At 72.3% G+C, this 22,996-nt stretch carries 23 protein-coding genes; 12 read left to right on the top strand and 11 right to left on the bottom strand.

Annotated elements, in window-relative coordinates; translation table 11 throughout:
• Positions 1-179 precede the first annotated feature (179 nt).
• A complete protein-coding gene (locus ACZ6B8_RS28795) occupies positions 180-554 on the top strand; it encodes an RNA polymerase-binding protein RbpA (protein WP_030360404.1) in 375 nt (124 codons plus the stop codon).
• Between the two features lie 119 nt (positions 555-673).
• Here ACZ6B8_RS28795 and fxsA read toward each other — a convergent pair whose 3' ends face one another.
• From fxsA to ACZ6B8_RS28775, 4 genes are all read right to left on the bottom strand, one after another.
• Positions 674-1,246, bottom strand: a complete 573-nt coding sequence (gene fxsA, locus ACZ6B8_RS28790) for an FxsA family membrane protein (RefSeq protein ID WP_471609140.1) — start codon at positions 1,244-1,246, stop codon at positions 674-676.
• A gap of 131 nt (positions 1,247-1,377) precedes the next feature.
• The gene (locus tag ACZ6B8_RS28785; protein WP_471081394.1) at positions 1,378-2,193 is read right to left on the bottom strand and encodes a polyprenol monophosphomannose synthase; all 816 of its coding nucleotides are present in this window, start codon (positions 2,191-2,193) and stop codon (positions 1,378-1,380) included.
• A 527-nt stretch (positions 2,194-2,720) separates the two neighbouring features.
• A complete protein-coding gene (locus tag ACZ6B8_RS28780) occupies positions 2,721-4,364 on the bottom strand; it encodes an amidohydrolase (protein WP_471609139.1) in 1,644 nt (547 codons plus the stop codon).
• Positions 4,365-4,406: 42 nt separating this feature from the next.
• The gene (locus tag ACZ6B8_RS28775) at positions 4,407-4,847 is read right to left on the bottom strand and encodes an Lrp/AsnC family transcriptional regulator (RefSeq protein ID WP_030789227.1); all 441 of its coding nucleotides are present in this window, start codon (positions 4,845-4,847) and stop codon (positions 4,407-4,409) included.
• 272 nt (positions 4,848-5,119) lie between these two features.
• On the opposite strand from ACZ6B8_RS28775, the gene ACZ6B8_RS28770 reads away from it, so the two are divergent.
• Positions 5,120-5,548, top strand: a complete 429-nt coding sequence (locus ACZ6B8_RS28770) for a hypothetical protein (protein WP_471081198.1) — start codon at positions 5,120-5,122, stop codon at positions 5,546-5,548.
• 52 nt (positions 5,549-5,600) lie between these two features.
• Here the strand turns inward: ACZ6B8_RS28770 and ACZ6B8_RS28765 are convergent, their stop codons facing one another.
• Complete coding sequence (locus ACZ6B8_RS28765; protein ID WP_471609138.1) at positions 5,601-6,701, bottom strand: phosphotransferase family protein; 1,101 nt, start codon at positions 6,699-6,701, stop codon at positions 5,601-5,603.
• A gap of 29 nt (positions 6,702-6,730) precedes the next feature.
• Positions 6,731-7,858, bottom strand: coding sequence for an Rv3169 family protein (locus ACZ6B8_RS28760; RefSeq protein WP_471081191.1), 1,128 nt, complete (start codon positions 7,856-7,858; stop codon positions 6,731-6,733).
• Positions 7,859-8,093: 235 nt separating this feature from the next.
• On the opposite strand from ACZ6B8_RS28760, the gene ACZ6B8_RS28755 reads away from it, so the two are divergent.
• On the top strand, positions 8,094-8,579 hold the full coding sequence (locus tag ACZ6B8_RS28755) for a hypothetical protein (protein ID WP_471609137.1): 486 nt from the start codon (positions 8,094-8,096) through the stop codon (positions 8,577-8,579).
• Here ACZ6B8_RS28755 and ACZ6B8_RS28750 read toward each other — a convergent pair.
• On the bottom strand, positions 8,542-9,714 hold the full coding sequence (locus tag ACZ6B8_RS28750) for an acyl-CoA dehydrogenase family protein (RefSeq protein WP_471081185.1): 1,173 nt from the start codon (positions 9,712-9,714) through the stop codon (positions 8,542-8,544). The two genes, ACZ6B8_RS28755 and ACZ6B8_RS28750, sit on opposite strands and share 38 nt — an antisense overlap.
• 347 nt (positions 9,715-10,061) lie before the next feature.
• Between ACZ6B8_RS28750 and ACZ6B8_RS28745 the strand changes: the two genes are divergently transcribed.
• Positions 10,062-11,309 carry a glycoside hydrolase family 18 protein gene (locus tag ACZ6B8_RS28745; protein WP_471609136.1) on the top strand — a complete coding sequence of 416 codons (1,248 nt, stop codon included), beginning with the start codon at positions 10,062-10,064 and terminating at the stop codon, positions 11,307-11,309.
• A 63-nt stretch (positions 11,310-11,372) separates the two neighbouring features.
• Here the strand turns inward: ACZ6B8_RS28745 and ACZ6B8_RS28740 are convergent, their stop codons facing one another.
• On the bottom strand, positions 11,373-11,996 hold the full coding sequence (locus ACZ6B8_RS28740; protein ID WP_471609135.1) for a TetR/AcrR family transcriptional regulator: 624 nt from the start codon (positions 11,994-11,996) through the stop codon (positions 11,373-11,375).
• A gap of 199 nt (positions 11,997-12,195) precedes the next feature.
• Here ACZ6B8_RS28740 and ACZ6B8_RS28735 point away from each other — a divergent pair, with 199 nt between their 5' ends.
• From ACZ6B8_RS28735 to ACZ6B8_RS28725, 3 genes are read left to right on the top strand one after another with little or no spacing between them, the layout of a single operon-like run.
• Positions 12,196-12,753 carry a DUF6230 family protein gene (locus ACZ6B8_RS28735; RefSeq protein ID WP_471081176.1) on the top strand — a complete coding sequence of 186 codons (558 nt, stop codon included), beginning with the start codon at positions 12,196-12,198 and terminating at the stop codon, positions 12,751-12,753.
• A complete protein-coding gene (locus ACZ6B8_RS28730; RefSeq protein WP_471609134.1) occupies positions 12,744-13,724 on the top strand; it encodes a DUF6114 domain-containing protein in 981 nt (326 codons plus the stop codon). Before ACZ6B8_RS28735 ends, ACZ6B8_RS28730 begins: the two co-directional genes overlap by 10 nt.
• Before the next feature lie 10 nt (positions 13,725-13,734).
• Positions 13,735-14,637 (top strand): hypothetical protein, encoded by a 903-nt coding sequence (locus tag ACZ6B8_RS28725; RefSeq protein ID WP_471609133.1) that lies wholly within the window; start codon positions 13,735-13,737, stop codon positions 14,635-14,637.
• On the opposite strand, the gene ACZ6B8_RS28720 is transcribed toward ACZ6B8_RS28725, so the two are convergent.
• Entirely contained in the window at positions 14,615-14,761 is a 147-nt protein-coding gene (locus tag ACZ6B8_RS28720; protein WP_355819425.1) for an SCO1431 family membrane protein, read from the bottom strand. The two genes, ACZ6B8_RS28725 and ACZ6B8_RS28720, sit on opposite strands and share 23 nt — an antisense overlap.
• Positions 14,762-14,981: 220 nt before the next feature.
• Here ACZ6B8_RS28720 and ACZ6B8_RS28715 point away from each other — a divergent pair, with 220 nt between their 5' ends.
• Together ACZ6B8_RS28715 and ACZ6B8_RS28710 are read left to right on the top strand one after the other, a co-directional pair.
• A complete protein-coding gene (locus ACZ6B8_RS28715) occupies positions 14,982-16,469 on the top strand; it encodes a M1 family metallopeptidase (RefSeq protein ID WP_471081168.1) in 1,488 nt (495 codons plus the stop codon).
• Positions 16,470-16,548: 79 nt separating this feature from the next.
• The gene (locus ACZ6B8_RS28710) at positions 16,549-16,740 is read left to right on the top strand and encodes a CsbD family protein (protein WP_471081165.1); all 192 of its coding nucleotides are present in this window, start codon (positions 16,549-16,551) and stop codon (positions 16,738-16,740) included.
• A 182-nt stretch (positions 16,741-16,922) separates the two neighbouring features.
• On the opposite strand, the gene ACZ6B8_RS28705 is transcribed toward ACZ6B8_RS28710, so the two are convergent.
• Positions 16,923-17,072 (bottom strand): hypothetical protein, encoded by a 150-nt coding sequence (locus ACZ6B8_RS28705; RefSeq protein WP_471081162.1) that lies wholly within the window; start codon positions 17,070-17,072, stop codon positions 16,923-16,925.
• A gap of 425 nt (positions 17,073-17,497) precedes the next feature.
• Between ACZ6B8_RS28705 and ACZ6B8_RS28700 the strand changes: the two genes are divergently transcribed.
• Complete coding sequence (locus ACZ6B8_RS28700) at positions 17,498-18,073, top strand: MmyB family transcriptional regulator (RefSeq protein ID WP_471081159.1); 576 nt, start codon at positions 17,498-17,500, stop codon at positions 18,071-18,073.
• 103 nt (positions 18,074-18,176) lie between these two features.
• Here the strand turns inward: ACZ6B8_RS28700 and ACZ6B8_RS28695 are convergent, their stop codons facing one another.
• Positions 18,177-19,541, bottom strand: coding sequence for a peptidase C39 family protein (locus tag ACZ6B8_RS28695; protein WP_471609132.1), 1,365 nt, complete (start codon positions 19,539-19,541; stop codon positions 18,177-18,179).
• A 319-nt stretch (positions 19,542-19,860) separates the two neighbouring features.
• Here ACZ6B8_RS28695 and ACZ6B8_RS28690 point away from each other — a divergent pair, with 319 nt between their 5' ends.
• Together ACZ6B8_RS28690 and ACZ6B8_RS28685 are read left to right on the top strand one after the other, a co-directional pair.
• Positions 19,861-20,511, top strand: a complete 651-nt coding sequence (locus tag ACZ6B8_RS28690; RefSeq protein ID WP_471609131.1) for a uridine kinase family protein — start codon at positions 19,861-19,863, stop codon at positions 20,509-20,511.
• A gap of 508 nt (positions 20,512-21,019) precedes the next feature.
• Positions 21,020-22,966, top strand: a complete 1,947-nt coding sequence (locus tag ACZ6B8_RS28685) for an AAA family ATPase (protein WP_471609130.1) — start codon at positions 21,020-21,022, stop codon at positions 22,964-22,966.
• Positions 22,967-22,996 lie beyond the last annotated feature (30 nt).

Raw genomic sequence — 22,996 nt, 5'->3', positions numbered from 1 at the left:
CGCTGGGTGACATCTGCTACTAGATGTGACAAACCGGGCGCTGGTGGGTACAACAAGGGGCGGCATACGACGGCGACGCATGACCCTGAACGGGAATCTTTACCGCCGACCGGACGTTGACCGGATGACGACGACAGCGACACCTGTCCTGTGGGCGACAAGCCCGGGAGGCACGATTCATGAGTGAGCGAGCTCTTCGCGGCACGCGTCTCGTGGTGACAAGCTACGAGACCGACCGCGGCATCGACCTGGCTCCGCGCCAGGCCGTGGAGTACGCATGCCAGAACGGACATCGTTTCGAGATGCCGTTCTCGGTCGAGGCGGAGATCCCGCCGGAGTGGGAGTGCAAGGTCTGCGGGGCCCAGGCACTCCTGGTAGACGGCGACGGACCTGAGGAGAAGAAGGGCAAGCCGGCGCGTACGCACTGGGACATGCTCATGGAGCGCCGCACCCGAGAGGAACTCGAAGAGGTCCTGGAGGAGCGTCTCGCGGTCCTCCGGTCGGGCGCCATGAACATCGCGGTGCACCCGCGGGACAGCCGGAAGTCCGCCTGACGGCGGCCTTTCGCGCTCACCCGCACCGCACAACGCAGCACAGAGGGCCGGGGCCACTGCTCAGCAGTGGCCCCGGCCCTTTGCGTTTCTGCCCCCGTATGTCCCCGTACCCCGCGAGCTCAGCGGGGCAGCTGCGGGTCGTCCGGGCGCGAGGTGCGCGGCGCGTCGTCCCTGATGACCTCGCCCGGGACGACCTTGCCGTCGGGGCGGTGCATGCGCACCTGCTGATAGGCGTCCCCGAGGCCGCCCGGCGTCGCCTCGCGCACCTTGCGCTCGAAGGTCCGCTCCGCGTACCGCCCCAGGGCCTTCTGGACCGGCGGGACGAGCAGGAGCAGGCCCAGGGCGTCCGAGATCAGCCCCGGCAGGATGATCAGGAGCCCGCCCAGCATCGTCAGGGCGCCGCCGCCCCCGCTCTCCCGCTCGCGCTCCGGCGGCACACCGCTCTGCTGCTGTTGCACCGCCTCCTGGAGCTTGAGGAAGGCGCGGCGGCCCGCACGCTTGATCACCGCGGAACCGAGCACGAGGCCGCCCACCAGGAGCAGGAAGACCACGAGCCCGCTCGTGGCGCCCGCCACGACGGTGAGCAGCCAGATTTCCAGGACCAGCCACGCGGCGATGCCCAGCGGCAGGTACCTGAGGGGGCCGGAGCGCCGGGGCCGGGCGGGGCGGAGGGGCGTTGCGCCGTTCGTCATGGTCCCAGTGTGCCTGGAAGCGCCTCAGTCCGGCATAAGGGGATGATCAAGACGGGCAGGCGGACGGCACCGCCCCGGGCCGTCCACGTGCCGGTACGCGGGGCTCGCCGCCCTCGGCCCGCCCGCGGGGCTCAGGGCTGCTTGCGCCCGATGACCTTGCCGACGCGCTCCCCCACGCCCCAGGCGGTGACCCGCCACAACGCCTCGACGACGATGTTCTGGCTCATCTTGCTGTCCCCGAGCTCACGCTCGACGAAGGTGATGGGCACCTCGACGACGTGATAGCCCGCCTTGACCGCGCGGCGCGCCAGGTCGACCTGGAAGCAGTAGCCCTGCGACTCCACCTCGCCGAGGCCGAGGCCTTCGAGGGTCTCGCGGCGAAAGGCGCGGTAACCGCCCGTCACGTCGCGGATCGGCACGTCGAGCAGCAGCCGGGAGTACGTGCTGCCGCCGCGGGAGATGAACTCGCGGTGCTTGGGCCAGTTGACGACCCGTCCGCCCGGCACCCAGCGCGAACCGAGCACGAGGTCGGCGCCCTTCAGCGCGGTGAGCAGCCGGGGCAGCTCCTCCGGCTGGTGGGAGCCGTCGGCGTCCATCTCGACGAGCACGCCGTAGCCGTGCTCGAGGCCCCAGCGGAAGCCCGCGAGGTAGGCGGCGCCGAGCCCTTCCTTGCCCTTGCGGTGCAGCACGTGGATGTGGTCGTCGCCGGCCACGAGCTCGTCGGCGATCTTGCCGGTGCCGTCGGGGCTGTTGTCGTCGGCGACCAGGATGTGCGCGTCCGGCACGGTGGCCCGCACCCGGCCGACGATGGACTGGATGTTCTCCGCCTCGTTGTAGGTCGGAATGATCACCAAGGCCGTGCCGAGCGAGCCGAACTGCCTCCCCTGGTCCCCTGCTTCGGAGACCCGACCGCCGTCGTTCACTACTGCCCCTTCGTTCGTACGCAGAGGACCACCATAGTGGCCCCGGCCTGCGGCGCAGCGGCGGCACGGAGGCCGGGGGCGGATGTACCGGCCAGGTACCGCCCGCCGGCCCGCCGGGCGGCGGGGACGTCGGGCGTACGGGACGTACTGCGGATCGGGGCCCGGCACCCTTCGGGCCGGCCTGGGACCCGCTGGCTGCGGATCGACCGAGAGCCGTTGTCTACTGAGCGTCCGGGCCCCACCCGGGTCACACCTGCCGATCGGCTGATACGTTCCCTCGCCTCCGCGTCGCGGGCGCTGGACCTGGCTCCCAGTGGTGGTGCGCCGGTGCGGCACACCACCCGTGACCCAGCGGCGTTCGACGACCGCGTGGAGGTTCGCCTCTCGGACGTCCTGTGGTGGACCCGGCCGAACCTACCGGCCCACGGCGGCTCTCTGTCAATACCCCGCTGAGCTGCGGCTCCTTAACGGACCGCCAGGTCAGTGCCGAGGATTCCCAGGTCGTGCGAGCCCGTGACCGGCCGCAATCCGCGCCGCGCACCGCCGGTACATCACTCTTGTGGCCGCACGAACACCGGCCGGCCGCCCACCACCGTCCGCAGGCAGACGGGGAGTTCGGCGCCCGGCGACAGGTCGGGCAGGCCCGGCGTGCCGGAGCGCGGGTCGGTCGACCAGCGGGCCACGCGGTCGTCCGGGGCCTGGACCACCAGATCGGAGGTGCGCCACACGGCGTAGTCCGCGGGCGCGCCCGGCACCAGGACGCCGGCGTCGTCGCGGCCGACGGCCCGCCAGCCGCCGCGGGTGTGGGCGGTGAACGCGGCGCGCACGGAGACGCGGTGCTCCGGGGTCCGGTGGAAGGCGGCGGCGCGGACGGTGCCCCAGGGGTCGAGCGGGGTGACGGGGCTGTCGGAGCCGAAGGCGAGGGGCACGCCGGTGCGCAGCAGGGCCGCGAACGGGTTGAGGGTACGGGCGCGTTCGGCGCCCAGACGCTGGACGTACATGCCGTCCTCGCCGCCCCACAGCGCGTCGAAGGCGGGCTGCACGGAGGCCGTGAGGCCGAACTCGGCGAAGGCGGCGATGGTTTCGGGGGTGAGCATCTCGGCGTGCTCGACACGGTGGCGCGCGGCGCGTACGCGGGCCAGGCCGACCTTCTCGGCGGCTCGGCGCATCCCGTCGGCCACGGAGGCCACCGCGGCGTCCCCGATGGCGTGGAAGCCCGCCTGGAGGCCCGCCTCCGTGCACGCCACGACGTGCGCGGCGACGGCGGCGGCGTCCAGGTGGGCGGTGCCGGTGTGGGCGGCGTCCGCGTACGGCTCGTGCAGGCAGGCGGTGTGCGAGCCGAGGGCGCCGTCGACGAAGAGGTCCCCGGCGGCGCCGGCCGCGCCCAGCTCCCGGGCCCGCTCGACGTTCTGTTCGGCCCAGTAGCCGACGACGCGCGGCGCCGGCTCCTCGGCGGCGAGCCGCAGCAGCCCGGTGAAGTCGTCCTCGTCGGAGATCTCCGGGCCCGCGCACTCGTGCACCGAGCCGATGCCGAGGGAGGCGGCGTGGCCGAGCGCGGCGCGCTGGGCCTCGGTGCGCTGCCGCGGGGTGATCGCGGCGAGGGCGGCGGCGCGCACCCCGTGGTGGGCGTCGGCCGTCAGGGGGGCGTTGGGGTGGTAGCCGGCGCGTTCGGTGACACCGGGGACGAGGTCGAGGAGCGCGGTGGTGACGACCGCCGAGTGGACGTCGATGCGGGAGAGGTACAGCGGGCGGCCGCCGGCCGCCTCGTCGAGCTCCGCGCGCGTGGGCGGCCGGCCGTCGGCCCAGCGGGAGGCGTCCCAGCCGTGCCCCAGCAGGACGGTGTCGTGCGGACGCGCGTGTGCGTGTTCGCGGACGAGAACGAGGGCGTCGGCGAGGGAGCGGGCCCCGGTCAGGTCGAGGCCGGTCAGCGCGAGGCCGGTGGCCGTGGTGTGCACATGGGTGTCCGTGAACGCCGGGGTGACCAGCGCCCCTTCCAGGTCGACGATCTCGTCGACACCGTCGGTGAAGGCGTCCGCCGCGCCCTCGGAGCCGACCCAGGCGACGTGGCCGCGTTCGACGACCATCGCGGTCGCGAACGGGTCGGCGGGGCTGTGGACGTCGCCGCCGCGCAGCAGCACGGTGCGGTGGCTCGGCGGATCCTGCGGGGTGTCCCCGGGGGCGGTGCTCTGGCTCATGGGACCAGTCTCGCCCCTGTGGGCGGGCGACCAGTGCGCGGGTCACACCTGGGGCGGGCGCGCCTCGTACGGAGTGGAGAGGACGACGGTGGTGCGGGTGGAGACGCCCGCGAGGGCGCGCAGCCGGCTCAGCAGGTGCTCCAGCTCCAGCGGGGTGGCGACGCGCACCTTGAGGATGTAGTTCTCGTCGCCGGCGACGCTGTGGCAGGCCTCGATCTCCGGGACGCCCGCGAGCCGTTCGGCGATGTCGTCGGGGGCGCTGGGGTCGAACGGCTTCACCGAGATGAACGCGGTGAGCGGCAGCCCGACCGCCTCGGGGTCGACGACCGCGGCGTAGCCGCGGATGACGCCCCGCTGCTCCAGGCGGCGCACCCGCTGGTGCACGGCCGACGTGGACAGGCCCGTGGCCTTGCCCAGGTCGGTGTAGCTCATCCGCCCGTCCTTGACGAGCAGCTGCACGATCTGTCGGTCCAGCTCCTCCATGCGGCGAACCTACAGGGCTCTTGATCCCCGCGGATACCTGAGCGCGCGAACGGACCCGCGCGCCGATGAGTTTCGCGCGCCCTGCCGGACCTCCGCGCGACCGGCCCTCTCGCCTCCCCGCGACCAGGCAACTCCACGCGGCATGTGACGAATACCACAGTCCCGCAGCCGTGTCCGAAGGGATGCAACGATTACCTCTACGACGGGACGGGAAGTGCTTGCTGTGGTCGAGGCCGCAGCGCCTTGTCGGCCCACCCGAGGGGGAGAATCCCATGCAGAATGTGAAGCGCTCCGGCCGGTCCGCCCGCGCCAAGGAGCAGCCGGCCGCAGAGCCCGAGCCGGAGGGCGTCGAACCGGCTGACGCCTTTCTCGACTCCTACGACACCTTTGAGATGTACCGGGTGAACTGCCCCGACTGCGGGCAGCCCATCGCGCTCCTCGCGGACGAGGACGTCCTGCCGGAGCACGCGCTGTGCCCCACTCCGTGGAACCCGTTCGGGCTGACGGTCTGCGCCGGCACCGGCCGGGCGGCCACCGACGCCACGCCCGCCGACGAGTCGATGGAGGCTCAGGAGCAGGACACCGCCCTGCTGTTGACGCTCCCTCAGGGACTCGACTGGCGGACGCAGCCGTTCTCGCACGTGAACGGCCCGGGCTCGCGCCCCATGCGGGTGCCGGGCCAGGACCGGCGAGCGGCCTGACGCCCCGGCGGCGGCAGCTGACGCACCGACAGCCGCCGCGCCGGCCTCCGGATCACCAGTAACTGCCCTGCACCATGGCGGTCAGACTGCCGTGGTGCAGGATCAGTGCGTCCGCGGCCTCCTCGGTCCCGGGCACCTCGGCCTCGCCGAAGTGGACCTGGCGGTAGGCGACGCGCAGCATGACGATGGCGTGCCGCAGCGCCGCGTACAGCGTGTAGAACTCCATGTCGCGCGGCGTGTGCCCGGTGAGCCGGGCGTACGCCTCCTCGACGCGGTCCCTGCGCAGGAAGTCCGGCAGCCCGGGCTGGCCGAAACCCACGGTCAGATCCTGGAAGAAGCGGTGCAGATAGACCAGCCAGCCGAGGTCGACCTCGCGCGGGGCGAGGGAGGCCATCTCCCAGTCGAGGACGGCGGCGGGCTCGAAGCCGTCGTAGATGATGTTCCCGATGCGGGCGTCACCCCAGTTGAGGACGGGGTCGCCCTCGGTGCGGGGCCAGAGCTCCTCCAGGCGGTCGAAGGCGGTCTCGATGAGCGGTGAGCCGCGCACCCCGCTCACGACCCAGGCGTAGTAAGCGCGTTGGGCGACCACGTGCCGCCGCAGCGGGCTGCCCTCTCCCGGCGGGGCGAGGAACTCGGCCTGTGCGGGCGGCACTTGGTCGTGCAGCCGGGCGACGATCCCGACGGACGCCGCCTCCAGACGGGCGCGTTCGGCGTCGGTCGCCGCGTGCAGCCAATTGCCCTCGTACGTATAGGGCATGACGTCCGGCGGGACGCGGCCCTCGACCCGTTCCATGACGAAGAACGGGGCGCCGAGCGGGCCCGGGTCCTCCTCCAGCCACAGCACGCGCGGCACCGGCAGATCGGTGCGCTCGGCGACGAGCCGCATCGTGCGGTACTGGCGCGGCATGTCGTAGACGGGGAAGACCGTGTACGCCGCCGGGTCGGCCGCCACGCGCAACGCGCAGTTCCTGAGCGGCGGTTCGGGGTGATCCACGGTGAAGAGCAGGGTCTCGCTGGACATGCCGTTGGACTCGGGCACGCTCACGTCGACCGCCTCGGCGCCGGGCAGCCGGGTGCCGAGCCAGGCGGTGAGGCGGCGCGCGAGATCCTGCGGTTCGCGCGTGGTGGTGCGGGGGCGGGGTGCCGTTGCCATCTTCCGTACTCCTTCCTCCGGCCGGGCCCTCAGGGCGCCATGGAGTCGAATCCGGTGAAGCCGCTCGGGTCGTGGCGGCCGAAGCTGCCGTGCTCGAAGATGCCGTACCCCGTCTGCCCGTCGAGGGTGAAGCGGGCGGCGTGGTCGATGACTCCGTACGCGGCGAGGGGGTGGGCCGCGGGGTCCGACAGGTCGTAGGTGCGCCGGTCGGTCCAGTCGCGGCCGCGCCAGGTGCCGTGCTGCCAGTCGTCGGCCGGCGGATAGCCGGCGCCCACGGCCAGCGGCAGCGAGGCGAGCACCTCCACGCCGAGCTCCAGGGGCCCCTTGCCGTCGGGGTCGGTGAGGTGGATGACCGCGCGCTCGGGGTGGCGGGTGCCGGAGCGGTAGGTGATGTCGGCCCGTGGCCAGCCGAGTTGGCGGTCGCGCACGCCGTGCCGGACCAGGGTGGCGTCGTTCAGGGTGCGGTAGCCGTCCGCGTCCTCCTGCGCGATGACCATGAGGAAGCGGTCGTCGAAGCGCACCGGGCACCAGATCCAGTGGAAGCCCTCGGTGGCGAACTCCTCCTCCAGGAGCCCGCGTTCCTCGCCGGGGATGGGCCGCACGCCCCAGCTGCGGTCCCGCGTCGCGGTCCACTCCCGCGCCGTCACGGTGGTCTCCTCGCCGCCCGCCCTGATGACCCCGGAGGGCCGTCCGGCCTGCACGAAGCGGCGCCCTTCGAGGGTGAGCCGGTCGCCGCGCCGCTGGATGTGGTGCGGCTCCCACAGGGCGGGGAAGTCGGCGGTCCAGGTGAGGTCGTACGAGAGGGAGGCGGGGTCGTCGGGGTCGGCCGCGCACCGCAGCCGGATGCGGTGCAGCGGCTCGTCGACGGTGATGCGCAGCGGACCGACGCGGAGGTTCATCCGGTCCTCACCGAGGGCGTCACTGGCGCGTACGGCGTGGAGCGTGTCCCCGGTGCGCAGGGTGGCGTAGGCGTCGATGATGCCGGTGTTGGGGTACACGCCGAGGCCCAGGATGAGCAGGGCGCGGCCCCGGTGGTCGAAGAGGTGGAAGATGCACCGGTCGTAGGCGTTGCGGTCTCCGGTCGCGACGTGCTTCATGGAGAGCGGGACCTGGTGTACGGGGTATTCGTCGAGCGGGACCGGACGGTCGTCTGCCACGTCAAACCTCCCTGGTCACACGGCAGTTCAGGGTGGCGGGAGGCGATGGTGCCCTCCGGCGCGGAGTTGACGGTACGTCAGTTACCGGGTCGGAGCCAGACACGCGGCAGGTCGGAGCCGCACACGCGGCGGTGCGAGCCGTGCGCGGAGCGCCCCCGACGCACGGATGCTCGAATCTCCGGGGCGGTGACTTCCCGGCATCCCGGGACGTTGGGTGTGCATGACCCCCACGGACATGGGTACCGACACGGGCCCGGCACACCTGCCCACCGGCCGTCGACGACGGACCCTGGTGGCGTTGCCCGCCTCCGCAGAATCGGTTCCCCAGCGGCCTCAGGAACCCCCGCGATACCAGCCGCAGCACCAGTCGTCCCACCAGGCCGCGCACCAGCCCCAGCACCAGCCATCACCTCAGGCGGCCCACCCGTCCGGGCGCCAGGCCCCCGCGTATCAGCCCCCGCCGGACCGGACCCCGCCGTACCAGCCGCCCTCGTACGAGCAGCCGGGCCAGGCCCCCCACCAGCCGTACCAGACCTATCAGCCCTACCAGCAGCCGCACTTCCCGGATCCGCCGATCTACGGTGCGCTGCTGCGCCACTGGGCCGACCGCGGCCGCACGCTGCCCGGGCGCCACGACCCGGAGTGGGTGCGGCTCGTGGCGCCGCCGGTGCATCGCGGTCAGTTCACCGCGACTCGGGACCCACGAGGTGACGTGCGATGACCATGCGCTGGATCTGATTGGTGCCCTCGACGATCTGCAGCACCTTGGCCTCGCGCATGAGGCGCTCCGCGGGGAAGTCCGCGGTGTAGCCGTACCCGCCGAGGACCTGCACGGCGTCCGTCGTCACCTTCATCGCGGCGTCCGTGCACAGCAGCTTGGCCATCGCCGCCTGCTTGGCGAACGGCCGTCCCGCGTCACGGAGCCGGGCCGCCGCCAGATAGAGCGCCCGCCCCGCCTCGATCTGCGTCGCCATGTCCGCGAGCATGAAGCGCAGCCCCTGGAAGTCCGCGATGGGCTTGCCGAACTGCCGGCGCTGCGCGGCGTACCCGGCCGCCTCGTCCAGCGCCGCCTGGGCGACGCCGATCGCACAGGCCGCGATGCCGAGCCGCCCCGAGTCGAGCGCGGAGAGCGCGATGGCGAAGCCCTGCCCCTCGTCCCCGACGCGCCGGGCGTCCGGCACGCGCACGTCGTCGAAGTGGACCTGGGCGGTGGGCGAGCCCTTCATGCCCATCTTCTTCTCGGGGGCCGCCGCGCTCAGGCCCGCCGCGTCCCCCGGCACCAGGAAGGCCGTGACGCCGCGCGCGCCCTCGCCGCCGGTCCTGGCCATCACCGTGTAGAAGTCGGCGATGCCGCCGTGCGTGATCCACGCCTTGGTGCCGGAGATGACCCAGTCGTCGCCGTCCCTGACCGCCTTGGTGCGCAGCGACGCCGCGTCCGACCCGGACGCCGGCTCGGAGAGGCAGTACGCGCCGAGGAGACCGCCGCCGAGCATGGCGGCCAGATGGTCGCTCTGCTGCTGCTTGGTGCCGTAGTTCGCGAGCGCGTGGCAGGACAGGGAGTGCACGCTGACGCCGAGACCGACGGTCAGGCGGGCCGCGGCGAGCTCCTCGAGGACCTGCAGATAGACCTCGTACGGCTGGTCGCCGCCGCCGAACTCCGCGTCGTAGGGCAGTCCGAGCAGGCCCGACTCGGAGAGCAGGGTGAAGACCTCGCGCGGGAAGCGTCCCGCGTCCTCCTCCTCGGCCGCCTTCGGGGCGATCTCGCGCTGGGCGATGTCCCGGACCAGCGAGAGCAGATCCCTGGCCTCATCCGTGGGCAGCTGCCGCTCCACCGACTGCGTGATGTGGTCGGGCATGACGCTCTCCTCCCTGTGGGGCTGCGGCGGACGCCCGCGCTGGGTGGGGCGGCGCCGCCGGGAAACGTGCCGAGCCAGGGTCTCCTCCCGGGTCACGGAAGCAGCTGACCAGCGGCTGTGGCGCGTTGAGTATGCCCGATCGGCGGCAGCCCGTCACTAGTTAACGACCGCTTACTCGAAAGATAGCCGAAGATCGACGACCGCGACCCGATTGGTACGAACCATTGACCGCACTGGTCTAGTCCTCCTACTGTTCCCCCGAGCGTCTTAACGCGTTCATGCCAAGTGTCACGCGCAGGTCCACAGCACCACTTCCCCCTCCCTGTTTCCCCCCACGAGGAGACACGATGCTCCGACCGCACACCTCCCGCGCCCCCTTCCGGGCGCTCCTGGCCACCACCTGTTGCGCCGTCCTCGGCGCCGGTCTGCTGGCCGGCGCGGGCAGCGCCGCCGCCGAGCAGGACAAGGCCCCCGCTGCGACGAAGGCCGCCGCCGGCTCCAAGGTCGTCGGCTACTTCACCGAATGGGGCGTCTACGACCGGAACTACCACGTCAAGAACGTCGAGACGTCCGGTTCGGCCGCCAAGCTCACCCACATCAACTACGCCTTCGGCAACGTCCAGGGCGGCAAGTGCACGATGGGCGACGCCTACGCGGCGACCGACAAGGCCTACACCGCCGACCAGTCCGTGGACGGCGTCGCCGACACCTGGGACCAGCCGCTGCGCGGCAACTTCAACCAGCTGCGCAAGCTGAAGAAGAAGCACCCGAACCTCAAGGTCCTCTGGTCCTTCGGCGGCTGGACCTGGTCGGGCGGCTTCACCGAGGCGGCGAAGAACCCGGCGGCCTTCGCCCAGTCCTGCTACGACCTGGTCGAGAACTCCAAGTGGGCCGATGTCTTCGACGGCATCGACATCGACTGGGAGTACCCCAACGCCTGCGGTCTGACCTGTGACACCAGCGGGCGCGCCGCGTACAAGAACCTGATGTCCGCGGTCCGTTCGAAGTTCGGCTCCAAGAACCTGGTGACCGCGGCGATACCGGCGGACGCCGAGCCGGGCGGCAAGATCGACGCCGCGGACTACGCGGGCGCGGCCCAGTACGTCGACTGGTACAACCCGATGACGTACGACTACTTCGGCGCCTGGGACGCGAAGGGCCCGACCGCCCCGCACTCGCCGCTGACCGCGTACACCGGCATCCCGAAGGCGTCCTGGAACTCCGACGCCACCATCAAGAAGCTGAAGGCGCTCGGCGTCCCGTCGCAGAAGCTGCTGCTCGGCATCGGCTTCTACGGCCGCGGCTGGACGGGTGTCACGCAGAAGGAGCCGGGCGGCACCGCGACCGGTCCCGCCGCGGGCAAGTACGAGCAGGGCATCGACGACTACAAGGAACTGAAGACCAAGTGCCCGGCCAACGGCACGGTCGGCGGGACCGCGTACGCGCACTGCGGCACCAACTGGTGGAGCTACGACACCCCGGCGACCATCGCGGGGAAGATGAACTACAAGAACCAGCAGGGGCTCGGCGGCACCTTCTTCTGGGAGCTGAGCGGCGACACGTCCGGCGGTGAGCTGATCAAGGCCATCAACTGACCTTGCCCACACCGGACATGGGGCGGGAACCGGCCGGTTCCCGCCCCGTTTCCGTGTGCCCGCTCAGGGGCGCGGGGGCGCGGGGTAGGAGGGCTCGAAGTCCTCGATGACGCGCAGCGTGTCCCCGAGCGTGCGCACCAGGAGCGCGCCGACCGTCTCGCGCGTCAGCTCGCCGTGGCCGATCCAGTCGAGCGTGACCCCCTCCACGCTGCACAGCCAGCCCAGCAGCGCGGTGCGCGCCAGGCGCGGTATGTCCGTGCGGCCGTACGCGCCTTCGGCGATCGCCGCGATCAGCGCCTCGCGCACACCGTCCCGTATGGCGTGCACCTCGGCGTCGAAGCCGACGCCGCCGCTGATGATCGTGCGGTAGGCCGCCTGGTGGTGCTCGGCGTAGCGCAGATAGCCGTCGATGGTGCGCCGCACCCGCTGCACGGGCGGCAGGTCGTCGTGGCGTCCCGCGCGGGCCACCAGATCGGCGACGGAGTCCTCGATGATCGCGAGGTAGTAGCCGCGCTTGGACTTGAAGTAGTAGTAGATCAGCCCTTTGGCGACGCCCGCCTGCTTCGCGATGTCGTCCATCGACAGGGCGTCGTAGGACGTGTCGGCGAACAGCTTCCGGCCGATGGTGATGAGCTCGGCGCGGCGCGCCGCGGAGCGGCCGGTATCGCGCTGTTGACTATTATTCAATTTCGGCCCTAGTCTCCAACTGCCTCGGGATGTCCGCAGTATGGCAGACCAGTGCCTCCTGCCGGCCGGGCTCACGACGGCACTTCACGCACTCCCCTTACGCACGCTTTGACGACGCGGAACGACGTACGGGAGGAAGACAGTGGGCGCAGCACGCACCGCGTTACGCGAGGGCAGGACCTCCTGGAAGAAGACGGCCGTGGTGGCTCTGCCGGCCGTCCTGGCCGTCGGTGTGATGGCCTCCGTGATGGCCGAGGGCGCGCTCGCCGCGTCCTTCGCCGTCTCCGGCACCAGCTTCCAGGTCTCGTCCGGCAAACTGACCAGCGAGGGCCTGTCCTCGTACGTCCAGACGGACCGCGACATCGACGGCAAGGGGCACCCGGTGGCGCTCCTCGGGATCGGTGACGCGACCCTCTCCGACATCTGCCAGGCCGCCGAGGTGAAGACCCCCGTCGGCACCGTCGTGTTCAAACTGACCGCGGGCGGCGACGCGGGCAAGGTCACCGCGAGCAACCTGATCATCGACGGCGAGGACCTGGTCGGCGACGCCCGCTTCGGCACGGCCGAGATCGGCCGGGACGCCTCGACGCTCGACGAGGTGGCCGGGGTGAAGGGCGAGAAGGGCAAGTTCGGGCTGCAGGCCGGGGACATCGAGGTGGCCGGGGTGAAGTCGCACGCCTGGTCGGCCACCGGCGGCAACTTCCGGCTCAAGGGCATGCGGGTCGACGTCAGCCTCGGCGGCAAGAAGTGCTTCTGACCGGCGGCGGCAGAGGCGGTGTCCGCGCCTTCCGCAAGGACGGCGGCGGCCCGCTCGACCGGCGCCTGCCGTGGCCCGAGCAGCGCCGGGTCGTCCGCAGATGGCGGCGGACCCGGCCGTTCTGGGGCGGGCTGCTGCTGATGCTCGGCGGCGCCGAGATGCTCCTGATCCCGCTCTCGCCGCTCACCGTGCTCGTCAGCCTGGGACTCGGGGGGATCGCGGCGCTCGGCATCGGGATCGCGCTGGTGGTGGCGGGGCTCTTCCTGTGGCTGCTGCCGCACACGCACCACTACGTGAGCGTCAACGCCCTGATCCTGTCGGTGATCTCGTTCGCGGCCACGAACCTCGGCGGGTTCCTGGTCGGCATGCTGCTCGGGATCGCGGGCAGCGCCATGGGGTTCGGCTGGACGCCGGTGCCACAGGACGCCGAGGAGGATCCGGCGCGCCCCAGGGTCCGGGACGGGCAGGGCACGCGGACGCTCGGCGTGCTGCTGCCGGTGGCGATGGTCGCCGGGCTCGTGGCGAACGGGAGTCCGGCGCGGGCGGCTCCCTCGGAGGCGATCGTGGCGGCGCGGGTGCCGCCGACCGTGACCACGACGCTCTTCGCGCCGCAGGGTTTCCTGCTGGCCGGCGTCCGGGAGATCCCGACCGCGGACGGGCCGCTGAAGGTCATGGTGCTGCGGATGCGGGCCGCCTCGCTCACCGACTACGCGCTCACGACGCGGGACGGCAGCGAGGAACTCGCCCTGGGCGCCGACACGTTGGACCTGAGCGGCGACGTCACCCTCTATCTGACCAAGTTCAAGGGGTGCCTGGAGGGCATCCTGTGCCTCACCTTCACGCCCGACAAGCTGCCGGTGCCGCCCGTCGTGCCGCCCTTCGTCTTCATGACCGACGTGAGCGCCGAACAGGCCCTGGTCACCTCCGACTCGATCGTGGCGGGCGGGCTCTCGCTGAAGGCCGCGTCGTGAGGGGCTCGGCATGATCCAGATCCAGGCCGCGCTCTTCTGGGCCTACGCGATCGGCGCGACGTTCGCCGTGTCGGCCGGGCGGCAGCTGCAGGTGTGGGAGCGGATCAACGCGGGCGAGGGCCCGCGCACCCGCAGCCGCGCCGCCAACCCCTACCTCTCCCTCACCGCGCTCTTCGCCGCCGTCCTGCTGGTGCCGACGGGGCTCTTCCTGCTCTGGCAGAACCCGGCCTGGGCGACCATGCACGTGGCCGGGGGCCACAAGGACGTCTGGGCGGGGTTCGTGCTGTTCTACGCGGGCGGCATCCCGGTGGCCGCGGTCCTCGGGTTCCTGGTGGCGCAGGGACTGGTGCTGGTGGGCGCCGGCTACGGGGCGTACCTGAGTTGTGTCGGCGGGTACTTCCTGCTGTTCGGGACGTTGATCCACGGCTGGGACGGCAGCGGGTACGAGCGCTTCCTCTCCCCCGGCGCGGGCGACTTCGCCGACTGGCCGAAGGACAGCGTCGTCAACCACGTACTGGACTTCGTGACGTCCGGGACGTTCCTGGCGCTGCTGCTCTTCGGGGCCGCGGTGATCGGCACCATGCTGATCACCGAGATCGGCTGGCTCATGGAGGGCTGGTCGCTACCGGGCGCGGACGAGGACCGCAAGGTGCCGAGACTGCTCGGCGTCGCCATCGCGGCGGCCGGGGTCTACGGGCTGCCGTTCGTCGGCGCGCTCTTCGCGAGCGTGCTGGTGCGTCTCGTCGGCGGCCTGCTCGGCCTGCCGCTGTTCGCGGTGGTGGCCGGCGTGGTCCTGCTGCACCGGCGCTCGCCGGTGCGGTGGCTCTACGGCCTGGTGGGCGTGCCCGGCCGGCACTGGCGGGCCGGGCTCGACGCGGACGCGAGCGGCGTCAGAGCAGACCGGTCTGGGTGACGAGCATCGCGAGGACGACGACCAGGGCCCAGCCGGCGAGGTGCTCGAGGATCTTCGGCGCGTCGTCCTTGGGGCCGCCGGTGCGGGCGGTCGCGCGGACTGCGGTGGCGGAGGTCGCGGTCATGTCTGTCTCACTGACGTTCGGCTGGCAGGGCTGTCCCCCACGCGGTCCTCGGCGGTGACTCCCCCCGCGGGACCCCTTCCACCTTGCCACCGCATCCGCCCGTCGCGGGAGAGACCTTGGTCACGCCACAACTCGGACGTGGTGCCGCGCGTCTAACCACGGACGGCGGGGTGCCACTCCCGTCCGTTCGCCCGCGCACCGTACGACCGAGAGGTTCCCGATGAGCACGAACAGGACGACGCCCCGCCCGCGCCGCAGGGGCCGGCTCGCCCTCGCGGCCGCGATCACCGCGGCGGCCGCCCTCACCGCACCGGTCTCGCAGGCCGCCCCGGCAACCGCCGAGAAGCCCTCGCCGGGCGCGCCCGGCCTCGGCGACCCGATGTTCCCGCTGGACGGGAACGGCGGGTACCGGGTGGACCACTACTACCTGGACTTCGACTGGCAGGCGCCGAAGACCCCGTTCGAGGCGACGACGACCATCACGGCGCACTCCACCCAGGCACTGTCCCGCTTCAATCTGGACTTCGGCGGCAACACGCTGCACACCGTCACCGTGAACGGCTCGGCGGCGGGCGCCTCGCGTGCCGGCGACGAGCTGACGGTCACGCCCAAGTCCCCGATCACGAAGGGCAGTTCCTTCACGGTCAAGGTCAGCTACACCGCCGATCCGACGCAGACCCGGCACCGCGACGACGCCATCGAGGACTACGGCTGGATCCCCACGCCGGACGGCACGGTGGTCTATCCGCAGCCGAACGGCGCCCGGTTGATCTTCCCGGCCGACGACCACCCGAGCCGGCGCGCGCCCATCACCTTCCGCATCACCACGCCGGGCGACCGGACGGCTGTCGCCAACGGCCGGCTCACCTCGCGCTCCGAGCGCCCCGACGGCCGGGTGCGCTGGACGTACGACTCCGAACAGCCGCTCTCCACACAGCTCGTGCAGCTGGCCGTCGGCAAGTTCCGGCTGATCGACGGCAAGGGCCCGGGTGGCCTCCCGCTGCGCGACGTCGTCCCGGACGACCTGGTCGAGCCGACGGCCGCGTACCGCGAGCTCACGTCGGACCACCTCAAGTGGCTGCAGGAGAAGCTCGGTCCGTACCCCTTCAACCGCTACGGACTCCTGGTCGGCGACACCGACCTCGCCGTGGCCCTGGAGACGCAGACCCTCTCGCTCGTCCCCAAGGCGGACCTGCTCGGCACCCGGGTGGACGCCGAGCGGAACATGGTGCACGAGCTGACCCACCAGTGGTTCGGCGACAGCGTGGCCCTCAAGAGCTGGTCCGACCTGTGGCTGAGCGAAGGGCACGCCCGCTTCTACGAACGGGAGTACTCCGAACAGCACGGCGGGGACAGCTTCGAGGCGGCCATGAAGACCGCCTACCAGGCCCACGACCAGTGGCGCAAGGACTACGGCGCCCCGGCCGAGCCCACCGAGCCGAACCTCTTCAAGCGCATGCGGTACGACGGCTCGGCCCTGGTCCTGTACGCGCTGCGCGAGCAGGTCGGCGACGCGACGTTCCAGAAGATCGAGCGCGCCTGGGTGTCCGGCTTCCAGGGGCGCACGGCGGGCACACAGGACTTCGTCGAGCTGGCCTCGAAGGTCGCGGGCGAGGACCTGGCGGGCTTCCTGCACCCGTGGCTGTACGGCCCGAAGACCCCGCCGATGCCGGGGCACCCGGACTGGGTGGTGGCCCCGGCGACCTGACCCGGGCGCGCTCTCGCCCGAAATGCGCTCTTTCGCCGTAGCTCTTAGCGTGGGGGCAACCCCGACCAGAGGAGCCGTCATGGGCGACAACGCCATGGACAAGGCAAAGGGCAAGGCCAAGGAAATGATGGGCAAGGCGTCCGGCAACGACCGGATGGCCGCCGAGGGCAAGACCGATCAGGCCAAGGGCAAGGCCAAGGGTGCCGCGGACGAGGTCCGGGACAAGGCCGAGGGCGTGCGCGATTCGCTGCGGGACCGCGACGACCGCTGACCCGGTGTGTGCCCGTCCTCCTTCCGGGGAGGGCGGGCACACGCATGCCCGGGACCCCGTCCGGACCTCACCGCCGCGCCCCGGCCCCCGGGCAGACCACGTGGAGCCGGACGGTGGCCCCGCCCGCCGACGCGCCGTGGATCGCATGCACGGTGTACGGCTGCCCCGGAAGGATCGGCCGGTCACAGCGGGCGCAGAGCATCACGGGCCTCCCGCACCTGCTGTCGCAGCAGCCTGCCCTTGGGGCAGTACTGAAGGCGCCGGCAGGCACCGCACTGGTCGAGGTGGTCGAGAAGCTTCCCCTGCCGCTCGGCGACGGTCGCACGCGTCACGTCACGCCTCCCGCCGCGCACGACGGGCAGGCCCGGGGGAACACGTCGGCGCGGTGGTCGACGGCCGCGTCCGGGCGGCTGCCCAGGTCGACCGCGGTGGCGTTGTCGAGAGCCACCCCGCACGCGACACACGCGCGGCCACGGCGCTGGAGATCACTCAGTTCCGACAGGGCCGGGGGTTGCTGCACATCCATAGGAATCCCGCATTCGTAGTTCAGGTCTGACGTGACCGTAGAACGCGGCACCTCCGGGCGCGGTGCGCATATTGCGCGTGTTGTGCCCCCGGTAGGTCAGGTTCCGCTTGTGGCTCGGTCGAGCCCCGCCGGAGCCCCGCTCCACGACAGGGCGCTCCTCATTACGCTGTCGCAGTGATGCCGCTCCGCCGACGGCATCACGTGAGCGGCACGGACGAGGGGCGCGGGCACGTGCACGGACAAGTGCGGCCGGACACCGGTGGCTGGGACGGCTGGGCGCCGGTGCAGGCGGCCTGGCGGACCGTCGTCGAAGGGGTCACCGGCGCGATGGCCTACATCGTCGACCAGCACTGGGACGTCATGGCGTGCAACGCCGAGTTCCGGTCCCTCTTCCCGGACCGGCGGCCACCGGCCAACATCATGCGGTGGATGCTGCTCGACGCCCGCGCCCGCGAGGAGACGCTCCTGAACTGGGCCGAGGACTGGGCGCGCGGCGCCTGCCCGGCCGTCCGGCGGGCCGTCACCGACCACCCGGCCGACCCCGCCCTCGTGGACCTGGCCCACGACGTCCGCCACGACCCCGTCGCCGGGCCCATCTACCTGGCGACGGCGCGTTCGCACGCCCTGCACCCGGACGGCGCCGTGCGCCAGATCCACCACGCCGTGGACGGGCCCGGCTGGGTGGTCGCCACCGCCGCGAGCCCGCTCCCGGAGATCGCCGCCCAGTTCGTGATGATGCGGTACCGGCCGGGCCCGACCCGGCCCCACCAGCCGCCGCCCCTGAGCACGGACACGGTCCGACGATGACTCCGCTGGAGCCGCACGCACCGCCTACGACACGCGTGGCACGTGCGGCTCGTGTGACCGGTGGGGCGGGCGCCCGCGCCGAAGGCGCCCGCTGCCGGACGGCTCAGCCGAGCCCGACGCCGGCCAGCGCGGCCCGCTGCCGCGCGGACAGCTTCGTCGGGAAGTACAGGTAGCAGACGCCGCCCGTGCCCGACACGACCTTGCCCGACGCGTTGTAGCGCTTCGTGCGGAGCCAGATGTTCTCGAACTCACGGCGCTTGTAGACGCGGCGCACCGCCGCGTCGCTCGGCGACGCCGGGTCGTTGGCGATCACGTCGCCGTCCGCCGTGAAGCCGATGACCGTCATCAGATGGCCCGCCGTGCCGTAGCCCGCCCCGGTCAGCTCCTCCTTGAGGAACGACTGGGACGTTATGGCCGGGATGCCCGCGGCGATCAGCGACTCCAGCTCGGTGAGCGAGGCGAGCCGGGTCACCACGCCCTGGAGGTCCGGGTACGTCGCCGCGTACGCCGCGTTGAAGGGCCAGTTCCCGCAGCCGTTGTACTGGTAGTCGAACGTGAAGCGGGCCGCGTGGCACACCTGCGGATCGGCGTACGAGGAGTCGACCCAGGCCAGCTGCTCGGCGGTCGGCTTCCGCCCCCAGTACTCGATGATCATCTGCGAGGACGTGGGGCTGCACCAGGCCTCGCCGCCATTGTCGTACTCCGGGTACTGGCCCGCGTGGATCTCCTGCGAGTAACGCGGTACCGCCAGCTCCTCGGCGAGGCCCGGCTCCGACGCGGGGACCGTGAAGCGGTCGGGCACCGCCGAGGCCATCGCGCCCAGCCGCCACACCGTGGGCGTCGCCTTGGCGCCCGGCTTGCGGTACAGGGTCAGGCGGAGCTGGTACGAGACGACGCGCGGCCCCGCCTCCGCGTCGTCCAGGGAGAGCGTGTCCGTCCAGACCGTGGACTTGCCGTCGGTCTGGTCGTCGACCGAGGTCCGCCGGATGTCGGTCTCCTTGTCGTCGCCCGCGGTCCAGCGGCCCATCACGTACCAGGGCGTCTTCGTCCCGTCCGCGTACGTGCCGCGCAGCTCGACCTGGAGCCAGGTGCCCGCCGGGGTGGCGGCGTTCCAGGACGCGATGACCTCCGTCGCGGGGACGGTGGAGCGGTGGACGGGCGACGTCCAGCGCGCGTACTCCCAGGTGGCGGTCTTGCCGGTGTGCGGGTCGGTGTAGTCGGTGCGGCCGGCGGGCCGCGCGATCCGCAGGCCGGGGCGGCCCGCGGTGACGGGTGCGGTGCCCTCGGCGGTGCCGGTGTGCCAGTCCTTGCCCGTGACCCAGAAGCGGTTGTCCACGAGGCGGTCCGCGCGCGGGGCGCGGCTGCGGTCCGGCGCGGCGCCGGCGGCCCCGGCCGCCAGGGCGGGAGCGGCGGTCGCGGCGAGGGCGGCCACGGCGGCGGCCGTGGCGAGGACGGTTCTGCGGGACATGTCGTCCGCCCGGTCTGCTCGGTGCGGTTCGGCCGCTCGGTCTGCTCGGTCTGTTCGGTCTGACTTGCCTGCTCTGCCAGCTCGGTCCATGAGGGGACCCCCAGTCGACGTGGTTTCCGGCGGGATCCGGAAGCTCGGGTCAGGTGCGCGGAAGTGGGCCAACTATGGCGGTTCCCGGCCGACTTCTGCCAGCACTCCGGGCACTGCCGCGCCCATCAATATTGGCCTCAACCAATGGCATGACCTGCGGCGGCGCGCGGAACACATCCTTCCGCGGCCCTACTCGCTCCCGTCGTGCGCGGCCGTACCCTTGCCCGTGATGACCGGACAGCACCCGCACCCGCCGCTCCCCCGCCTCGCCGACGCGCTGCGCCGGCTGCCGCCCTCCTGCGGCCCCGTCCGGCTGATCGCCGTGGACGGGCACGCCGGCTCGGGCAAGTCCACGTTCGCCCGGTGCCTCGCCGACGCGCTCGGCGGCGCGCCCGTCCTGCGGCTCGACGACATCGCCAGCCACACGGAACTGTTCGCCTGGACGGAGCGGCTGCGGCGGCAGGTCGTCGAGCCGCTCTCCCGGGGCGAGACGGCGCTCTACGCGACGTACGACTGGCACGAGCGGCGCTTCGGCCCCGCCGACACGCGCCTGCCGGCCGCGCCCGTGGTCGTCGTCGAGGGCGTCGGGGCGGGCCGCGCGGCGCTGCGCCCGCACCTCGCCGCGGTGCTGTGGATGGACGTGCCGCGGGAGGAGGCGTGGCAGCGGGGGCGCCGCCGGGACGGGGCGGGACAGCGTGACTTCTGGGACGGCTGGGAACCGGCGGAACGCCGACACTTCGCCGAGGACCCCTCGCGTCCCTTCGCCCACCTTTTGGTACGGCAGTGCCCGGAGGGATACGAGGTGCTGACCGGGCCCGGTGGGGCGCCTGCGGGCCCCCAGAATGTCACGCAGAGTGAGGGACCGTCGGCGGTCCGCTGAACCCCCGTAAGAGCGCTCCCAGTTGATCTCGCAAGTTCGGGCGAGTGCCTCAACTCTGCTTGACCGAGGGCCCTTACAGGACTTACGTTCTGAATGTGCGGTCTTTCGGGACCGCCCGCAGACACGAAGCCCCCGGTTGTTCCCCCGTGATCGGGGGCTTCGTTCTGCCTCCGGCACCCTTTTTCCGACCGCTGTCGGCCGCCGTCCGCTCACGTTCGGTCACCATCGGCCCGGCTTCGCCCCCGTCCGCCGTCGGCCCTTTCCGGCCGATCCGTGGGTGCCGCACCCTACGGCCGGCCGCTCCTCCGCAGGTACGATGCATATCGGTGCGCCTTTTCGGACGGATGCTCTGCGCATCGAGTCAACTCCCGTCACCAGCACAGCGGTTCGGCACAGCGGTTCGGCGCAGTGATTGAGCGCGGTGGTTCGGCGCAGTGGTTCGGCGCAGACGCCGGCGGGCACCAAGTCCGGCGGTACGCAAACGGGGGCACGGTTTGTGGGGGACCTGATGGACTTCGACGCGGTGGGCTCACCCGCCCCGGCCGACCTCGCCTGGCTGCGAGGCGTCGACGCCTACACGATGGGCGCCTATCCGCAGGCGGAGGAGGAGTTCCGCACGGCGGTCCGGATGGATCCCGGGATGGCCGACGGCTGGCTCGGGCTGCACGCGCTGCGCATCGACACGACGACCGCGTTGCTGCGGATGTTCCAGCACCGGGACCGGTTCGGCGAGCAGCGCACCCGGCACGCGCGCGCCCTCAACTCCTGGTACTGGCTGGGCTGGTGGGTCCAGCCCGTCCTGGAGAGCACCCGCGACCTGCTGCTCGCGCACGCCTCGCACTGGCTCGACGGACGCCATGTCCCCGAGCTCGACCGGGCGTTGGCGGGCCTGCCGCCGGTCGACGCCGATCCCCAGGTGCGCTTCCTGCACGCCTGCCGCTCCTATCTGGTCAAGGACTGGGAGCAGTTGGTGCGGCACACCGACCCGCTGATCGACGACCCGATGCTGGGCATCGAGGCGGGGCTCTTCGGCGGCATGGCGCGGGTGCGCCTGGAGACGTACGGCCAGGCCGAGCCGCTGCTGTCCGCCGCCCTGATGCGCTGCCGCAGCGAACAGCCCCAGCGCAAGGAGCTCCGCTACTGGCTGGCCCGTGCGCACGAGGGCACCGGCCGCTCGGCCGCCGCCCTGCCGCTGTACCGCGCGGTGCACCGGGTCGACGCCTCCTTCATGGACACCTCCGCCCGGCTCGCGGCGATCGCCGAGGGCGACGGGTACGACGAGGCGGCCGACCTCGCCGCCGCGATCAGCCTGACCGGGATCGGCCAGGACGTGCTGGACGGGCCCGACGGCATCGACACGCTGTTCGGCACCGAGGGGCGGGACGTGAAGGTCACCGGCCCCGACCTGCCGCCCGCCCCCACCGGCCCGGGCGGCCCCACGTCCTCTCCCGGCGCCCCGGGCGCCCCTGGTCCCGCCGGCCCCGGCTCCCCCGGCCCCTCCGGGACGGACGGCGTACGCGAGAAGGCGATCATCCCGATCAAGCCGGGCCCCGTGCAGTTGCCGCCCGGCCCCACCGACCCCGCGCTCCTGGAGGCCGCGCTCTTCGAACTGGAGGGCATGGTCGGCCTGGAGCCGGTGAAACGCCAGGTCAAGGCGCTCTCCGCACAGCTGAACATGGCGCGCCTGCGGGCCGCGCAGGGCCTGCCCGTGCAGCCGCCGAAACGACACTTCGTCTTCTCCGGCCCCTCGGGCACCGGCAAGACCACCGTCGCCCGCATCCTGGGCCGGGTCTTCTACGCGCTCGGCCTGCTCGGCGGCGACCACCTGGTGGAGGCCCAACGCGCCGACCTGGTCGGCGAGTACCTGGGCCAGACCGCCGTGAAGGCCAACGAGCTGATCGACTCGGCCATCGGCGGCGTCCTCTTCGTCGACGAGGCCTACTCCCTCTCCAACTCCGGCTACGGCAAGGGCGACGCGTACGGCGACGAGGCCCTCCAGGTCCTGCTCAAGCGCGCCGAGGACAACCGCGACCACCTCGTCGTGATCCTCGCCGGGTACCCCGAGGGCATGGACCGGCTGCTCGCCGCCAACCCCGGGCTCTCCTCGCGCTTCACGACCCGCGTGGACTTCCCCTCGTACCGCCCCCTCGAACTCACCGCCATCGGCGAGGTGCTGGCCGCCGACAACGGCGACGTGTGGGACGAGGAGGCGCTGGAGGAGCTGCGCTCCATCAGCGGGCACGTCGTCGACCAGGCCTGGATCGACGAGCTCGGCAACGGCCGCTTCCTGCGCACGCTGTACGAGAAGAGCTGCGCCTACCGCGACCTGCGGCTCTCCGGCTATCCCGGCGAGCCGGGCCGCGACGACCTGTCGACCCTGCGGCTGCCCGACCTGATGCAGGCGTACGGCGAAGTGCTCTCCGGCCGGGGCCCGCAGGACGCCCCGGGGGTCTGACTCCCCCGGGGGCCCCGCGGACCGGCGCGG

The sequence above is a fragment of the Streptomyces sp. NPDC041122 genome, from assembly GCF_055592445.1.
The sequence above is the reverse complement of the archived record's forward strand: the minus strand, read 5'-3'. Positions and strand labels throughout refer to the sequence as shown.

Bases quoted from the DNA above. Each gene is read 5' to 3' on its own strand.
- ACZ6B8_RS28710 (WP_471081165.1), top strand. From the start codon at position 16,549: ATGGGCGACAACGCCATGGACAAGGCAAAGGGCAAGGCCAAGGAAATG.
- fxsA (WP_471609140.1), bottom strand. From the start codon at position 1,246: ATGACGAACGGCGCAACGCCCCTCCGCCCCGCCCGGCCCCGGCGCTCC.
- ACZ6B8_RS28775 (WP_030789227.1), bottom strand. From the start codon at position 4,847: ATGGAGGAGCTGGACCGACAGATCGTGCAGCTGCTCGTCAAGGACGGG.
- ACZ6B8_RS28780 (WP_471609139.1), bottom strand. From the start codon at position 4,364: ATGAGCCAGAGCACCGCCCCCGGGGACACCCCGCAGGATCCGCCGAGC.
- ACZ6B8_RS28715 (WP_471081168.1), top strand. From the start codon at position 14,982: ATGAGCACGAACAGGACGACGCCCCGCCCGCGCCGCAGGGGCCGGCTC.
- ACZ6B8_RS28755 (WP_471609137.1), top strand. From the start codon at position 8,094: ATGGGTACCGACACGGGCCCGGCACACCTGCCCACCGGCCGTCGACGA.
- ACZ6B8_RS28695 (WP_471609132.1), bottom strand. From the start codon at position 19,541: ATGTCCCGCAGAACCGTCCTCGCCACGGCCGCCGCCGTGGCCGCCCTC.
- ACZ6B8_RS28770 (WP_471081198.1), top strand. From the start codon at position 5,120: ATGCAGAATGTGAAGCGCTCCGGCCGGTCCGCCCGCGCCAAGGAGCAG.
- ACZ6B8_RS28690 (WP_471609131.1), top strand. From the start codon at position 19,861: ATGACCGGACAGCACCCGCACCCGCCGCTCCCCCGCCTCGCCGACGCG.
- ACZ6B8_RS28750 (WP_471081185.1), bottom strand. From the start codon at position 9,714: ATGCCCGACCACATCACGCAGTCGGTGGAGCGGCAGCTGCCCACGGAT.
- ACZ6B8_RS28720 (WP_355819425.1), bottom strand. From the start codon at position 14,761: ATGACCGCGACCTCCGCCACCGCAGTCCGCGCGACCGCCCGCACCGGC.
- ACZ6B8_RS28725 (WP_471609133.1), top strand. From the start codon at position 13,735: ATGATCCAGATCCAGGCCGCGCTCTTCTGGGCCTACGCGATCGGCGCG.
- ACZ6B8_RS28685 (WP_471609130.1), top strand. From the start codon at position 21,020: ATGGACTTCGACGCGGTGGGCTCACCCGCCCCGGCCGACCTCGCCTGG.
- ACZ6B8_RS28745 (WP_471609136.1), top strand. From the start codon at position 10,062: ATGCTCCGACCGCACACCTCCCGCGCCCCCTTCCGGGCGCTCCTGGCC.
- ACZ6B8_RS28795 (WP_030360404.1), top strand. From the start codon at position 180: ATGAGTGAGCGAGCTCTTCGCGGCACGCGTCTCGTGGTGACAAGCTAC.
- ACZ6B8_RS28765 (WP_471609138.1), bottom strand. From the start codon at position 6,701: ATGGCAACGGCACCCCGCCCCCGCACCACCACGCGCGAACCGCAGGAT.